The 14,843-nt window shown below is 48.6% G+C and carries 14 protein-coding genes; 10 read left to right on the forward strand and 4 right to left on the reverse strand.

Annotated features, from left to right (window positions below):
* Window positions 1-221 precede the first annotated feature (221 nt).
* From K6Q96_RS05005 to K6Q96_RS05015, 3 genes are read left to right on the forward strand one after another with little or no spacing between them, the layout of a single operon-like run.
* Window positions 222-455, forward strand: a complete 234-nt coding sequence (locus tag K6Q96_RS05005) for a FeoA family protein (RefSeq protein ID WP_251879597.1) — start codon at window positions 222-224, stop codon at window positions 453-455.
* Window positions 448-2,724: a Fe(2+) transporter permease subunit FeoB gene (gene feoB / locus K6Q96_RS05010; RefSeq protein ID WP_251878324.1), complete on the forward strand. Its 2,277-nt coding sequence runs from the start codon at window positions 448-450 to the stop codon at window positions 2,722-2,724. The genes K6Q96_RS05005 and feoB overlap by 8 nt, the downstream gene beginning before the upstream one ends.
* On the forward strand, window positions 2,721-2,945 hold the full coding sequence (locus tag K6Q96_RS05015) for a FeoC-like transcriptional regulator (RefSeq protein ID WP_251878326.1): 225 nt from the start codon (window positions 2,721-2,723) through the stop codon (window positions 2,943-2,945). The genes feoB and K6Q96_RS05015 overlap by 4 nt, the downstream gene beginning before the upstream one ends.
* Before the next feature lie 37 nt (window positions 2,946-2,982).
* On the opposite strand, the gene K6Q96_RS05020 is transcribed toward K6Q96_RS05015, so the two are convergent.
* Complete coding sequence (locus K6Q96_RS05020) at window positions 2,983-3,414, reverse strand: HIT domain-containing protein (RefSeq protein WP_251878327.1); 432 nt, start codon at window positions 3,412-3,414, stop codon at window positions 2,983-2,985.
* 289 nt (window positions 3,415-3,703) lie between these two features.
* Between K6Q96_RS05020 and K6Q96_RS05025 the strand changes: the two genes are divergently transcribed.
* Window positions 3,704-4,303 (forward strand): DUF924 family protein, encoded by a 600-nt coding sequence (locus tag K6Q96_RS05025; RefSeq protein ID WP_251878329.1) that lies wholly within the window; start codon window positions 3,704-3,706, stop codon window positions 4,301-4,303.
* Window positions 4,304-4,312: 9 nt separating this feature from the next.
* Here K6Q96_RS05025 and K6Q96_RS05030 read toward each other — a convergent pair whose 3' ends face one another.
* Both K6Q96_RS05030 and argS read right to left on the reverse strand, forming a co-directional pair.
* A complete protein-coding gene (locus K6Q96_RS05030; RefSeq protein ID WP_251878331.1) occupies window positions 4,313-5,335 on the reverse strand; it encodes a GGDEF domain-containing protein in 1,023 nt (340 codons plus the stop codon).
* 134 nt (window positions 5,336-5,469) lie between these two features.
* The gene (gene argS, locus K6Q96_RS05035) at window positions 5,470-7,200 is read right to left on the reverse strand and encodes an arginine--tRNA ligase (protein WP_251878332.1); all 1,731 of its coding nucleotides are present in this window, start codon (window positions 7,198-7,200) and stop codon (window positions 5,470-5,472) included.
* A 295-nt stretch (window positions 7,201-7,495) separates the two neighbouring features.
* Here argS and K6Q96_RS05040 point away from each other — a divergent pair, with 295 nt between their 5' ends.
* Entirely contained in the window at window positions 7,496-8,074 is a 579-nt protein-coding gene (locus tag K6Q96_RS05040) for a VOC family protein (RefSeq protein ID WP_251878334.1), read from the forward strand.
* 29 nt (window positions 8,075-8,103) lie between these two features.
* Here K6Q96_RS05040 and purU read toward each other — a convergent pair whose 3' ends face one another.
* Complete coding sequence (gene purU, locus K6Q96_RS05045) at window positions 8,104-8,940, reverse strand: formyltetrahydrofolate deformylase (RefSeq protein ID WP_251878336.1); 837 nt, start codon at window positions 8,938-8,940, stop codon at window positions 8,104-8,106.
* A gap of 160 nt (window positions 8,941-9,100) precedes the next feature.
* Here purU and yoaA point away from each other — a divergent pair, with 160 nt between their 5' ends.
* The 5 genes from yoaA to fadD all read left to right on the forward strand — a co-directional run bounded on the left by yoaA (window position 9,101) and on the right by fadD (window position 14,806).
* On the forward strand, window positions 9,101-11,056 hold the full coding sequence (gene yoaA, locus K6Q96_RS05050; protein WP_046305744.1) for a DNA repair helicase YoaA: 1,956 nt from the start codon (window positions 9,101-9,103) through the stop codon (window positions 11,054-11,056).
* Window positions 11,057-11,752 (forward strand): tRNA (adenosine(37)-N6)-threonylcarbamoyltransferase complex dimerization subunit type 1 TsaB, encoded by a 696-nt coding sequence (tsaB, locus tag K6Q96_RS05055; RefSeq protein WP_251878338.1) that lies wholly within the window; start codon window positions 11,057-11,059, stop codon window positions 11,750-11,752. It begins immediately after the preceding gene.
* A gap of 31 nt (window positions 11,753-11,783) precedes the next feature.
* Window positions 11,784-12,074 (forward strand): hypothetical protein, encoded by a 291-nt coding sequence (locus tag K6Q96_RS05060; RefSeq protein ID WP_002539544.1) that lies wholly within the window; start codon window positions 11,784-11,786, stop codon window positions 12,072-12,074.
* A gap of 67 nt (window positions 12,075-12,141) precedes the next feature.
* The gene (locus tag K6Q96_RS05065) at window positions 12,142-13,020 is read left to right on the forward strand and encodes an alpha/beta fold hydrolase (protein WP_251878340.1); all 879 of its coding nucleotides are present in this window, start codon (window positions 12,142-12,144) and stop codon (window positions 13,018-13,020) included.
* A gap of 100 nt (window positions 13,021-13,120) precedes the next feature.
* Entirely contained in the window at window positions 13,121-14,806 is a 1,686-nt protein-coding gene (gene fadD / locus K6Q96_RS05070) for a long-chain-fatty-acid--CoA ligase FadD (RefSeq protein ID WP_251878342.1), read from the forward strand.
* The last annotated feature ends 37 nt before the right edge of the window (window positions 14,807-14,843 follow it).

Genomic DNA, 14,843 nt, shown 5'->3' on the forward strand with positions numbered 1-14,843 from the left:
TTTTTGAACCCTGCAGGTAACGTGCGTCAAATAGACGATTTTATGTGGAATTTTACGAAGTTAACGGAAATTTTGACGAAATTGACGTTGGTTTTGACATGTCGGCGCGCGAAACTCTTCCTAAATCCCCTAATTTTGTTGATCAAAAACAACTTTCTTTCTGAAACAATTTGCAATACTTTTGACTGCAAATGTATATGATTCTCATTTTGGTTGTATTTATGAAGCTTACAGAACTCAAACCTGGCATGGCTGGGCGGGTTATCTCTCTCTCCTCTGTACCAACAATTCCACGAAAAAAACTGATGGCAATGGGCTTGCTGCCGGATACAGATGTAAGCGTCATTCGTTATGCTCCAATGGGAGACCCAATCCAAATCAGAGTCAGAGGGTGTGATATTGCACTCCGACTTTCCTTGGCCCAAAACATTGAGGTGACTTCTCATTATGGGTAAGCAATTACTTACCGTTGGTAACCCTAACTCAGGGAAAACGACTCTGTTCAACCGACTGACTGGCTCTCGGCAGGAGATTGGTAACTGGGCAGGTGTCACCGTTGATAAAAAGAAAGGCAAATTATCTCTTCAAGAGCAAGATGCTGTTCTCACTGACTTGCCGGGCATCTACACACTGGATAATGCCGATGGTGAAAACAGTCTCGATGAATCGATCGCGATTTCCGCTCTGTTTAACCTTCCTTGCGATTTGATTGTTAATGTTCTCGACGCCAGCAGTCTGGAGCGTAGCTTGTACCTCACGCTTCAACTTCGTGAGCTGGGGCGACCTATGGTGGTTGTCCTCAACAAAATGGACGTGGTTAAAGCGCAGGGTTTTGAGATTGACACATCCATATTGTCGAGTCTTCTCCAGTGTCCTGTTTATTCAGTCACAGCGACTGACATGGATTCAGTAAATTCGCTGAAAGCCTCTTTATCAAATGCGTTGTCAGAGGTTCAACCCGACGTATCTTTGATGCTGAACTACGGGCAGGCATTAGAGGCGGGGATTGAAACCCTCTCGACAGCGATGCATAAAGAGGGTCAGACGTACACCCGCGCGAGTGCGATTCGACTGCTATGCGGCGACAGTGCATTAAAACGCCAAGTTTCAGACGTAACGCTACAAATCCTATTCGATGTGACCGACAATCTCGATGCCACAGATATAGATCTTATTATTGCTGACGTCCGCTATTCGCGCGTCGCAGAAGTTTGCCGAGAATCCAAAACTCAGGTAATCCCATTTAAAGCGCGAGTGACTGACGCTATCGATAACGTGGTATTGAGCCGTTACTTTGGATTGCCGATCTTCTTTGGCGTGATGTACCTGATGTTCATGTTTTCCATAAATATTGGTGGCGCTTTTATCGACTTGTTCGATATTGGTACAGGGGCTTTGTTAGTCGATGGCAGTCACTACCTGTTGGATAATCACTTGCCCGTTTGGTTAGTGACGATTATTGCCGATGGTGTTGGCGGTGGTATTCAAACTGTCGCGACGTTCATCCCCGTGATTGCCTGTCTTTACCTCTTTATGTCGTTGCTTGAAGCTTCGGGGTATATGGCACGTGCAGCATTTGTGCTGGATAAGGCGATGCAGAAGATTGGCTTGCCTGGGAAAGCGTTCGTTCCCTTGGTTCTAGGCTTTGGCTGTAACGTACCCGCCATCATGGCAACGCGCACACTCGATCAAGAGCGAGAACGTCGTCTTGCAGCAGCAATGGCTCCATTTATGTCTTGTGGTGCAAGGTTGCCAGTTTATGCGCTCTTTGCTGCCGCATTCTTTCCAGGCAATGGGCAAAACATTGTTTTCCTGCTCTACCTGCTGGGTATTGCTGTAGCTATTTTTACGGGCGTGGTTTTGCGTCGGACCCTTTATCCTGGCGACAGTGAGGCTTTGTTGATGGAAATGCCTCGCTATGAATGGCCACGAGTAAAAGATATCTGCGTAAAAACCTGGCAAAAACTGAAGCGTTTTGTGCTCGGCGCCGGTAAGACTATTGTTGTGGTCGTGACGGTATTGAGCTTTGTTAACTCTATTGGTACTGATGGTTCGTTTGGTAACGAAGACTCAGACAACTCTGTGCTGGCAAAAGCCGCTCAATTTGTTACCCCCGTATTTATGCCGATTGGTATTCAGGAAGACAACTGGCAGGCGACGGTGGGTATCATTACTGGTATTTTTGCTAAAGAAGCAGTGGTTGGAACGTTAAACAACCTTTACGCCTCGCCGGGTAGTGAAGAAGCCAGTGAATATGATTTGTTGGGCAGCCTGAGCGAAGCACTACAGACTATTCCTGAAAACCTCATGGGTCTTAATTATTCCGATCCATTGGGTATTCAAGTCGGAGATTTGGCTGATAACGAAGCGGTGGCTGAGGAACAGGAAGTCGATCCGAGCATCTTTGCTAACTTAAGCGCAAACTTTACCGTTGCAAGTGCGTTTGCTTATCTGGTTTTTGTTTTACTCTACACACCTTGTGTCGCAGCGATGGGTGCTTATGTGCGTGAATTCGGTCGACCTTTTGCCATTTTCATTGCCGGGTGGACCATGCTGCTGGGTGTAGTCGTGGCAACTATTATTTATCAATCGATGATGTTGATGGTGACACCTTTAGTGAGTGGGCTTTGGATTGCGGGCAGCATCGCGCTAATGGTAGCGACTGTTTCACTACTTAAGCGTAACGGTTCTTTCAGTAATTCGCTCAGGGTTGTTGCAGTATGATTTTGTTTTGTCTGAGGGATTACATTCAGTCTCACCCCAAATGTTCATTGAAAGAGTTAGCAAAAGTTTTCGTTCTTTCCGAGGATGGGGTTGAAGCCATGCTGAGTGAATGGGTAAAACGGGGAAAACTCAAGGTAACCGTTTCTGATTGGGCGTCAATCACTGTCAGGCAATACACCTGGCTTGATGACTCTGAGCTTGGCGTGACTGTTTATCAATAGAAAACAAAAAAGCGCGGATCGAATCCGCGCTTTTCTTTTATCCTGCTGGGGTAAACCCAGCCGCGTCTCCGAGCAGGCTGCGCCACTTCTCTGCCATTTCATTTTGAGCCAACTCATGGCGCTGCGCGCCATTGGTGTTTCCCCAAACAGGACCAGGCCAAGCGATGTCTGTTTGAAAACGGGCAATGTGGTGAACATGTAGTTGAGGAACCATATTCCCCAGCGCACCAATGTTGAGTTTGTCAGCGTTTGAGTGCGCTTCCAGTTTTTCTGCAACCAGCGAAGATTCTTGTATGAACTGTTGTTGGTCACTTTTCGTCAGGTGATGAATCTCACGAATCCCTTCGACTTTAGGAACCAAAATCAGCCAAGGGCCGATGTCTTCTTTACTTAATAGAACACGGCAGAGCGGAAAATCGCCCAGCCATGTCGTGTCTGCGTCCAATCGTGGGTGGAGTTCGAATGGCATTTCATCTTCTCTTGATGTCAGGAAATCAGGTCAAAACTACTGGGATTCCGCACTAATGTAAATAATCGATGGATGGCAAAATCTCATGAATGAAACGATAGCCGAGCCTTTGGGCTGTATGACCAAGATTAAACTCTTGTCTGTTTGAGAGTACACGTTTTGCGTAAATGTCATAGTAAAATCACAAAACCAGTCCCTATCGTTTGATTGAACCACGCTTCATCAAATATGCAGTTAGGCTTTAAGGGTACTTAAGGTCAATAGAACTCGGCGTCACATGGAGGCGCGAATGAACTACACAGAAGTGCTGGAGTTTTGGTTTGGCGACCCAGACGCCCCCAAAACAGACGATGTGCTCAAATCTATGTGGTTTGAGAACAATGACAGTCTGGACAAACAGGTCCGGGAGCAATTTCTTCCTCATGTGAGTATGGCGGGGGGAGGAAAGCTCAGCCAGTGGCTTTGTTCCCCGCAAGGGACCCTGGCTACTATCATCTTACTCGATCAGTTCAGTCGTCGAATCTACCGCGGATTGAGTGCGGCTTTTCGTTATGATGAGTTTGCGCTGGCCGTATGTAAGCGAGGGTTGGCAGAAGCGCAGGATTTAGATTTACCGACTATTCAGAGGGCGTTTTTTTATATGCCTTTGCAGCACTCCGAGCATATGGAAGATCAGGAGGAGGCGTTATTCAGGTTCAGTCAGTTGTGCAGTTCGGCAGGGCAGGAAGATGCTGGGTTGTTCGAAAATATTTTCCGTCATGCCCGGAACAACTTCGATATCATCAAGCGATTTGGACGCTTTCCTACCCGCAATGCATCTCTAGGTCGGCTTTCTACTGAAGCAGAGCTGCAATGGCTCGCAGGTGGAGGGGCAAAACTCACCCAATAGCAGGTTCGCTTAACGAACCTGCGGCATGACACAGTTGCGGCCCTTATGTTTAGCGTTGTACAGGGCCTCGTCTGCCCTGGCTACTAACGCCAGTCCACATTCATCATCTGCTCTTTCCGCGATACCAAATGATGCAGTAATCGAATTGATTTTCTGTCCAGAACGCTTGTCTGTGACCGACAACCTTTCGAGTGTCAAACGCATTTTCTCAGCGACAACAAAGGTCGACTTCAAAGGAAGGCTTGGTAGGATTACCACGAACTCTTCACCTCCATACCTAAATATTGCGCCCGAAGTATCGACTACCTGTTTGAGTTTCGCTGCGACAATCTGGAGAACCTTGTCACCCATTTGATGACCAAACTCATCATTAAACGATTTGAAGTGATCAATGTCGACCATCATCACGCTGAATACATTGTTTTGATCGACGTGTTCATCAAGCTGCTTTTCGAACTCACGACGGTTTAAGCAGCCTGTCAAAGCATCATGCGAAGCTTGTTTCTGATATTCCTGGAGTTGTTTTTTTAGTGCGTCAATTTCAGTTTTTTGCGAGGTAACTTGTAACTGGTATTGGGACGTAGCACTCAGTAGATGCTGGGAACCTTTGAGAAGTTCATGCAACACTTGCTTGCTTTCCCCGTTTTGGGCGATATCACCTTTTACGTTTTTTAATTTATCTACAGAACTGCTTAGGATGTCTCTGAACTCTTCGGTATCTGATACCGTGTGTTCCATGGATTCGCCAAGATCAGCAGTCAGGTTTTGGAGCTTTTGACGGAAATTGTTCACTTCGCGTTTGGCATCATCCATGAGATACGTATCGATAATTTCATCGCAGTGTTTAATTGAGCAGGCCCCAAAAAGGCTGACTTTATTATCAACTGCTTGATTTAACTGAGGGTTAGTACCTGCACAATAGGTATACCAAAGCGAGAAATAGTGAGGTGTTGTCGGTACCTTATATTTTACCATTAAAGGTACGGCGCGCTTGAAAATACTGGTTGCTTCAAAAAAGGCGTAATCACTCATTAGTGTCTCCTTATCGAACACTTTATCCACTATTGATACAGGATTATGTGCGATAAATTAACACTAGGTGTAAAAAACCCCGTACATAAGCACAGGGTCTTTGAGAATTGTGATCTCAATCTTATTTTATCTGATTACATACGTTCTAACGTGTTAATACCCAGTAGATCAAGACCTTGTTTTATAGTGCGTGATGTCAATGCAGCTAGTTTCATTCTGCTTTGTTTAGTTTCGCCTTCTGCATTCAGAATTGGGCACGCTTCGTAGAAACTTGAGAAGGTGCCAGCCAGATCAAACAGGTAGCTGCACATGATGTGTGGCTGACCTTCGCGGGCGACACCATCAACTGCTTCTTCAAATTGCAGAAGTTTAGAAACCAGTGCTTTCTCTCTCTCTTCAGACACAATGATTTGGCCTTCGATGCTGTTCGCATCAATGCCAGCTTTGTTGAAGATAGAGGCCACGCGGGTGTAAGCGTATTGCATGTAAGGCGCAGTATTGCCTTCAAATGCCAGCATGTTGTCCCAGTCAAACACATAGTCAGTAGTGCGGTGCTTAGACAAGTCAGCGTATTTTACGGCTGCCATTGCTACTGTGTTCGCAATGTTGTCTTTTTCTTCCACTGACAGTTCAGGGTTTTTCTCTTCAATTAGCTTCTTCGCACGCACTTCTGCTTCGTCCAGCAGGTCAGCCAGACGAACGGTACCGCCTGCACGGGTCTTGAATGGCTTACCGTCTTTACCCAGCATCATGCCGAATGCATGGTGCTCAAGGCTCATGCTTTCAGGTACATAACCGGCTTTACGAACGATAGTCCACGCCTGCATCAGGTGCTGGTGCTGACGTGAGTCGATGAAGTACAGCACGCGATCTGCGTTGAAGGTTTCGTAGCGGTATTTCGCGCATGCGATATCCGTAGTGGTGTACAGGAAGCCGCCATCACGCTTCTGGATGATCACACCCATAGGCTCGCCATCTTTGTTCTTGTACTCGTCCAGGAATACAACCATGGCGCCGTCATCTTCGACTGCCAGGCCTTGTGCTTTAAGGTCTTCAACAATGCCAGCCAGCATGCCGTTGTACATGCTTTCACCCATCACGTCTTTATCGGTCAGGGATACGTTCAAACGGTCGTAGTTACGCTGGTTTTGTTCCAGAGTGATTTTTACCAGTTGCTGCCATTTTTCTTTGCAGTACTCGTCTCCACTTTGCAGGCGAACCACGTAGTTACGTGCAGTCTTTGCAAACTCTTCGTCTTCGTCGTAAAGCTTCTTCGATTCACGGTAGAAGCCTTCGATGTCGCTAAGATCCATCGAAATGTCGCCGCCTTGCGCTTCATGACGCTCAAGGTTTGCGATCAGCATGCCGAACTGGGTACCCCAGTCGCCAAGGTGGTTAGCGCGGATAACGTTGTGACCCATGAACTCCAGAGTGCGCACAACCGCGTCACCAATGATGGTTGAACGCAAGTGACCAACGTGCATTTCTTTCGCTACGTTTGGTGCTGAGTAGTCAACCACAATGTTTTGTTTTTCAGCTTCTGCCACGCCCAGACGGTCACTCGCCAGCGCTTCGTCTGCTTTGGCTGCAAGCCACTCAGTGCTTAAGAAAATATTGATAAACCCAGGGCCAGCGATTTCGGTTTTTTCCGCCATGCCATCCAGATCCAGAACATCCAGCACTTTCTGCGCGAATTCGCGTGGGTTACAACCCAGCTTTTTGGCAACACCCATGATGCCGTTTGCCTGGTAGTCACCAAACTGTGGTTTCGCTGATTGACGGACAGCCGCTGGGCTGCCTTCAGGTGCACCTGCAGCAACCATGGCTGCAGCGACTTTGTCGTTAAGAAGGGCTTGAATATTCACTTGCTTACCTTAATTCTGACACCCGGCAAAATACAGCCGGGTTAAAGCAAAAAATCCGTCAACAATACCCACTGCAATTTGAGGCAAACAGGGCATGGTTGACGGCTTTAGCACTGAAACTTGGGCATCAAAGTGTGATGCGCGTATGTAGGCGTAATAATACCCACAAACAGGCGCAGTTTAAAAGCTGAATCCTGCGAAATAGGTGGATTTCATAACAAGTAAAAGCGTGTGCGTTCCAGTGATATCAACGCTGTGGTAAATTCCTGTCATCTTTGAAGGTAACGAGATGACCATGCCAGCATTAACCGTCGATTCCCTCTACGCCACACTCCCCGATTTTTCTGCTCGCTTGGATGCGCTGTTAGAAGTGTTGGAGTTGGATCTTAGCGCCTATCGTGCCGACCACATCGCTTTGCGCATCAACGACAGAAAAGCGGCTGAGGAACTTCACCAATCCTGGCTCTCTTCGGGTGAAGAACTTTCCGTGAATAACATCAATGGCCGTCCTATTGTGGTGATCAAAGCCAACGATCCGCTGTCTTTCGGTCAATGGCAAACGCAATGTGTCGAGTTGCCGTATCCGGGTGACAAGCTTTATCCGGTGGAAGGATGGGAACACGCCGAATGGGTGGTACCCTCAAAGGCGACAACACCGGAAGCACTGCTCGAGGATGTGTTTGGCTTGTTCCCAGCGCTTGCAGCAAAGTGGGATCAACTGGCATCACTGGGTGTGAAGGTGAAACTGAGCTCTCCCGCAGGCGAGGGCGAGCGTATTGCCAACCCGACTGTGGCATTCAAGTTCAAGGGCATTTGCGTCAAGCTCCACCCCGTGACTCTGGAGCAAGTGATAGAAAGTGAAAAAGGAGCCTGAGGCTCCTTTTTCTTTGGTCGATTTCCTGCTTACAGAATGACGGTCTTATTGCCATAAACGAAGACTTTGTCTTCGATCACTTGGCTCAGAGCATTACTCAGCACGGTTTTCTCTACGTCACGACCCGCTTTCACCATGTCTTCTGCACTGAAGGTGTGGTCAACATGTTTCACGTTCTGGTCGATGATTGGACCTTCATCTAAATCGTTGGTCACGAAATGTGCCGTTGCACCAATGATTTTTACGCCTCGTTCCCATGCCTGATGATAAGGGCGTGCGCCGATGAATGCTGGCAGGAAGCTGTGGTGAATGTTGATGATTTTACGAGGGAAACGTGCAACGAAGTTTGGTGTCAGCACACGCATAAATTTTGCCAGAACAATATGGTTCGGTTCATACCCTTCGATGATGTCGATGATTTGGTTTTCATGCTCTTCACGTTCCAAGCCTTCATGGCTCACAAAGTGGAACGGAATATCGAATTTTTCCGTTAATGCTGCCAGCTTATCGTGGTTACCAATTACGGCGGCAATATCCACATCCAAAGAACCGTCATAGGCTTTCATCAGGATGTCACCCAGACAATGTGACTCTTTGGTCACCATGATCACCACACGTTTACGGCGACTGGTGTCAACGAGATTGCGGTGGCTGCCTGCCGGGAGCGCCTGATCGATATCCATCAGGAAGGTTTCATCATTGAAAATCCCTTCCAGCTCAGTACGCATGAAGAATTGACCGGTACTGTGGTCAACGTACTCATTGTTATGGATGATGTTGAGTTGGTGTTTGTAACAGATGTTGGTGATCTTGGCGATGAGGCCTTGCGCGTCAGGGCAGTCCGTCAGCAGGATTTTTCTTTCCATAGAAACGTATTACTCGTGATGAATTTTAATTTGCTATTCATCACGTTTTACTCTGAATTGGCCTCAAGGTCAAAGACTTGACGGTGAGGTTCTGCATGTCTGGCGATAAGGGGGGATTGTTGGCATAATGCAATCCTTTCAAATACTGTATAAATGACCAATGATTTCGAAGGTTTTCTCCACCACAGGTGCGTTGGCTCGAGCGATAAAAGGTTTCCAGCCACGCCAGCCGCAGACCGATATGGCGTTGTCAGTTGAGCGTTCAATCAAAAACCAAACTCAACTCGTAGTCGAGGCAGGGACGGGTACCGGTAAAACATATGCGTATCTGGTGCCTGCACTGCTTAGTGGAAAGAAAACCATTGTCAGTACAGGTTCGAAAAATCTTCAGGAACAGCTGTTTCACCGTGATCTACCATTGATGGTCGACACCCTCGGCTTCTCAGGTCGTGTTGCCTTGCTGAAAGGGCGAGCAAACTACCTTTGCCCAGAACGCTTGAGTCGCCAGATGATCGAGAGTCACGACGGTCACGCTGATCCGACACTGCTTAGCCAGTTAGTGAAAGTACGCAGCTGGTCTTCAGAAACCAAAACCGGTGATCTGGGCGAGTGCGATGATTTGGCGGAAGACAGCCCAATCATCCCCACAATTACCTCGACGAATGACAACTGTCTGGGCAAGGAATGCCCAAGCTATGAAGACTGTTTTGTGGTGAAGGCCCGCAAACGCGCCATGGATGCAGACTTGGTGGTCGTGAATCACCACCTTTTCCTAGCCGATTTGGCGATCAAAGAAACAGGGTTTGGTGAACTGATTCCGGAAGCGGAAGTGTTTATCTTCGATGAAGCGCACCAGATCCCCGATATCGCCAGCCAGTATTTCGGCCAGAGTCTTTCCAGTCGTCAGCTTCAGGAACTCGCCAAAGACATCAACATTGCGTATCGCACTGAACTTCGCGATACCAAACAGCTTGAGAAAGTCGCTGATCGCCTTTCTCAATCGGCATCGGATTTGCGCATTGTACTGGGCGAGCCGGGCTTTCGTGGTAACTGGCGTGAAATAAGCACTTCTCCGGCGGTAGCAAGGGAGCTGGTGCGTTTGACCGACGCACTAGAGCTTGCCCATGACGTGATGAAGCTGTCATTGGGTCGAAGCCAGTTGTTGGATGCCGCCTTCGATCGCGCTACTTTATTTAAAGCCAGACTTGAGCGGGTAAAAGATACCTCTATCCCTGGCTATTCCTATTGGTACGAATGTAGCCGCCATCATTTCAGCCTGAACATCACACCATTGTCCGTGGCTGAAAAATTCCGCGAGCAAATTCAGCAGCAGGAAGGGGCGTGGATATTTACCTCTGCAACGCTCGCGGTGAACGATGACTTCAGTCACTTCAGCAACCGCTTGGGTTTAGAGCCCACAGAGCAGTTTACCCTGCCTAGTCCATTCGATTACGAATCTCAGGCGATTCTCTGTGTTCCGCGCTTTTTGCCAGAGCCAAACAGCTATGGCTTGGCTGACAAGCTGGTGGACATGCTTAAGCCAGTGATTGAGCAAAACAACGGACGCTGTTTCTTCCTTTGTACCTCACATCAAATGGTGCGTGATTTGTCTGAGCGTTTCCGCGAATTGTCAGACTTGCCTGTGTTAGTGCAAGGGGAAATGTCGAAACAAAAACTGCTCGCTGAATTTTTAGAGTTGGGTAATGCGCTTTTGGTTGCCACAGGTGCCTTCTGGGAAGGGATAGACGTTAGAGGGCAGGCGCTGAGCTGTGTTATTATCGACAAATTGCCTTTTACTGCGCCGGACGATCCGCTGCTAAAAGCACGGATTGAAGATTGTCGCCTTCAGGGCGGCGACCCGTTTTCCCAGGTTCAAATCCCTGATGCAGTGATCACCCTCAAGCAGGGAGTTGGTCGACTCATCCGTGATAGAAACGATCATGGTGCGCTTATTATCTGTGATAACCGCTTGGTGAGCAGAAATTATGGTGAAACCTTCCTGCGCAGCTTACCGCCAATCCCGCGAACGCGTGATCTGGCAAAAGTCAGCGAATTTCTCGCTGAAATAGATACGAACAACCAGTCTGCAGAATCGTCTGCAGCGTCAGAGGTATAAATGGCTTCTAAGATCCTTGCCGTCGATACGGCCACTGAAAACTGCTCCGTCGCCCTGAAGGTGGGGAACGACATTATCGCGCGTTGTGAAATGGCACCGCGTGAACACACCACGAAAATCCTGCCTATGGTCGATAGTGTACTGGCTGAAGCGGGCTTAAAGCTGAACCAGCTGGATGCGCTGGCGTTTGGGCGTGGTCCTGGCAGTTTTACCGGTGTGCGTATTGGTATTGGTATCGCTCAGGGTTTGGCATTTGGTGCAGATCTGCCAATGGTCGGTGTGTCCACGCTGGCTGCAATGGCGGAGCAAGCTCATCGTAAACAGCAGGCAACCCATGTGCTGTCCACCATCGATGCACGCATGAACGAAATCTATGCAGGTGGCTATGTGCGCCTTGAAAACGGCGATTGGGAAACGGTCGTTGAAGAAGCAGTACTGCCTCCTGAAATGCTCAAGCCAGAATTGGCAAAAGGTGAGTGGTTTGTAGCAGGAACAGGCTGGCAAGCTTACCCTGATTTGCAAGGCCAGCTACACTTATCGGTAAGCGACAGCGGTGTGTTGTATCCTGAATCGCAGGATATGTTAATCCTTGCTCATCATGCGTTTGCGCGTGGAGAGGCAGTGGATGCAGAACATGCCAGCCCGGTATACCTTCGTGATACTGTGGCATGGAAGAAATTACCAGGTCGCGAATAGTTTTATCTAAAGCTAACCGATAAGGTCTTTCATGGTTTCAATACAGGGATTACCACAGCAGATACAGCGTCCAGGAAAAGCTGGACGCAAACCCGCGCAGAAGAAGGAGGAGGCCCGTGATGTCTCAGAGCCTTCCGTGGTGGCAAAAGCGGTATCCCGTGGTATTCGAAACCCTGAAATGGCGGAAGATGCCTTTCAAAACATTCATTATGATTTACCCGATGGGCGTAGCCGCCATGCGCTGGCGTCCTATATGGATGTAAAAAACCAGGCCCGTCGTGAAGAACTTATCGCCATGTTCGGCGTAGATGTCTTCGTTTAAGTAACTCCTCGTACCACTTAGTCTACACTCTCTGTGGTAGGCTTCGCGCGCTCTCAAACGGTCCAATATGACATTACAAGAACAAAAATATGCAGTGAGATTTGGCGATCTCGCCGCGCAGGTTTATCTGACCGAGCGAAACACGCCGACTCTTCTGATGTTGCATGGGTGGCAAGATAATAGCGGAAGCTTTGCGCCACTCGCCCCGCAGCTCAGCGAGCACTTTGATTTGGTCATGCCAGATTGGCCCGGGCACGGTTATTCCGACCATAAAGGTGCCGACAGCTTCTATCCCTTCTTTGATTATGTGGACGACCTCCACCAACTGATCCTCCAGTTGGGCGACAGGCCGATCTATCTGGTCGGGCATTCGTTGGGTGCATTAGTGGCGTCTTGCTGGAGTGCTGCCTTCGCTGAAAGGGCGAAAGGGTTGGTGATGATAGAAGCGCTTGGCCCAATGTCTGAGCGCGAAGATAAAGTCGTCGAAAGGCTGAAACACGGCGTTGAAAGCCGCGAGAATATGAAGTTGCCTCGTGACTTACCTTCGCTGGATGCGGCGCTGAAACTTCGCCGGGGTATCAACAAAGTCAGCATTGAAGATCTGACACCGTTGGTTACGCGCGGTATTGAGCAAGTAGGCGATATCTGGCGCTGGCGTCATGATGCCAAGTTGAAGACGGAATCGATTTACCGGATGTCGACACATCATGCTGAACATTTGGTCCGTGGCATTGAATGTCCAGTAATGGCAATTATCGGCGAAGACGGTTATCCAGAGCTTCGTAGCCCCATGGCTGAAAAACGTAAGGCGTGGTTCAAGAACCTGACCGTAGAAATGGTGGAAGGTACACATCACTGCCACCTTCAGAGTCAGGCGAAAACAGCGTCTCTGATCATTGATTTTGTGACCAAGCTACATCTCACAGCGCTTAGCGATGTTAATTGAATGTTACTTCTGGTCTAATTGCGAGTTAAAACACTCGTTTGAATTTATTGCGTCTGTCGCGGACTTTTTCTGTTCGCGGTAAAAAAATAGGAGAGATCAAGTGGATAAGGTTTGGCTTAACCGCTACCCATCAGATGTACCAGCGGAAATTTCTTCGGACATGTACCCTTCACTGGTAGAAATGTTCGAGAAGTCTGTCCAGAAATATGCTGATCAGACTGCCTTCATCAATATGGGGCAGGTGATGACCTTCCGCAAACTGGAAGAGCGTAGCCGTGCTTTCGCTGCCTACCTGCAAAATGATCTTGGCCTGAAAAAAGGCGACCGCGTGGCTGTTATGATGCCAAACCTGTTGCAATACCCAATTGCGCTGTTTGGTATTCTGCGTGCTGGCTGTGTGGTGGTTAACGTTAACCCGCTTTACACTCCACGTGAACTCGAACACCAGCTTAATGACTCGGGTGCGACCGCGATTGTTATCGTGTCGAACTTCGCACATACGCTGGAAAAAATCGTCGATAACACCAGTGTGCGTCACGTTATTCTGACCAGCCTTGGCGACCAACTGCCACGTGCAAAGGGAACCATCGTTAACTTCGTTGTGAAATACATCAAGAAGATGGTGCCGAAATACGATCTGCCACACGCGACTTCTATGCGCCTTGCATTGAAACGAGGCCGTCGAATGCAGTACGTGAAGCCATTTATGACGGGTGATGACATTGCTTTCCTCCAGTACACAGGTGGAACGACGGGGGTTGCAAAAGGGGCGGTCCTGACCCACAACAACATGCTGGCGAACCTGAACCAGGCGAAAGCCATGTATGCGCCTATCTTGAAAGAAGGCCGTGAGTTAGTGGTCACTGCGCTGCCGCTTTACCATGTGTTTGCTCTGACCGTGAATGGCTTGCTGTTTATCGAAATGGGTGGTCAGAACCTGTTGATCACCAACCCACGCGATATTCCCGCGTTTGTGAAAGAGCTGAAACAGCATCCGTTTACGGCAATCACTGGCGTAAACACTCTGTTCAATGCACTGCTTAACAATGAAGACTTCCATGAGTTGGATTTCAGTAATCTCAGCCTAACAGTCGGCGGTGGTATGGCGGTACAACGTGCCGTGGCTGAAAGCTGGATGAAGCTGACGGGCAAACACTTGCTGGAAGGTTACGGCCTGACCGAGTGTTCGCCGCTGGTCGCGGCGTACCCGTATGATCTGAAAGAGTACAATGGCTCAATCGGCCTTCCAGTGCCATCAACTGATGTCCGCATCGTTGATGAGGAAGGTAACGTACTTGCAAACGATCAGATCGGTGAGTTGCAGGTGAAAGGTCCTCAGGTGATGCAGGGTTACTGGCAGCGTCCAGAAGCGACCAAAGAAGTGATCACCGAAGACGGTTGGCTCTCAACAGGCGATATCGTCAAATTCGATGACGACGGTTTCCTGCACATTGTTGACCGTAAGAAAGACATGATTCTGGTGTCTGGCTTCAACGTTTATCCAAATGAAATCGAAGATGTTGTCGCGTTGCACGGTAAAGTATTGGAAGTTGCGGCAATCGGCCAGCCACATGAAACGTCTGGTGAGATCGTGAAGATCTGTGTGGTGAAACGCGATCCAAGCCTGACGAAAGATGAGCTTCTTGCGCATTGTCGTGAACACCTGACGGGTTACAAAGTGCCTAAGGTGATCGAATTCCGCGAAGATCTGCCGAAAACCAACGTCGGTAAGATTTTGCGCCGTGCTCTTCGTGAAGAGCAGGACACCAAAAGCGCAGAAGCATAATCGGACATGCGTCGACTCGCTTAAGCGCGTACAATAG

Source organism: Grimontia kaedaensis, assembly GCF_023746615.1.
GTDB lineage: Bacteria > Pseudomonadota > Gammaproteobacteria > Enterobacterales > Vibrionaceae > Enterovibrio > Enterovibrio kaedaensis.

Coding starts and splice junctions, on each gene's coding strand:
- K6Q96_RS05015 (WP_251878326.1), top strand. CDS start 2,721: ATGATTTTGTTTTGTCTGAGGGATTACATTCAGTCTCACCCCAAATGT.
- K6Q96_RS05060 (WP_002539544.1), top strand. CDS start 11,784: ATGGTTTCAATACAGGGATTACCACAGCAGATACAGCGTCCAGGAAAA.
- feoB (WP_251878324.1), top strand. CDS start 448: ATGGGTAAGCAATTACTTACCGTTGGTAACCCTAACTCAGGGAAAACG.
- yoaA (WP_046305744.1), top strand. CDS start 9,101: ATGATTTCGAAGGTTTTCTCCACCACAGGTGCGTTGGCTCGAGCGATA.
- K6Q96_RS05030 (WP_251878331.1), bottom strand. CDS start 5,335: ATGAGTGATTACGCCTTTTTTGAAGCAACCAGTATTTTCAAGCGCGCC.
- K6Q96_RS05020 (WP_251878327.1), bottom strand. CDS start 3,414: ATGCCATTCGAACTCCACCCACGATTGGACGCAGACACGACATGGCTG.
- K6Q96_RS05025 (WP_251878329.1), top strand. CDS start 3,704: ATGAACTACACAGAAGTGCTGGAGTTTTGGTTTGGCGACCCAGACGCC.
- K6Q96_RS05065 (WP_251878340.1), top strand. CDS start 12,142: ATGACATTACAAGAACAAAAATATGCAGTGAGATTTGGCGATCTCGCC.
- purU (WP_251878336.1), bottom strand. CDS start 8,940: ATGGAAAGAAAAATCCTGCTGACGGACTGCCCTGACGCGCAAGGCCTC.
- tsaB (WP_251878338.1), top strand. CDS start 11,057: ATGGCTTCTAAGATCCTTGCCGTCGATACGGCCACTGAAAACTGCTCC.
- K6Q96_RS05040 (WP_251878334.1), top strand. CDS start 7,496: ATGCCAGCATTAACCGTCGATTCCCTCTACGCCACACTCCCCGATTTT.
- K6Q96_RS05005 (WP_251879597.1), top strand. CDS start 222: ATGAAGCTTACAGAACTCAAACCTGGCATGGCTGGGCGGGTTATCTCT.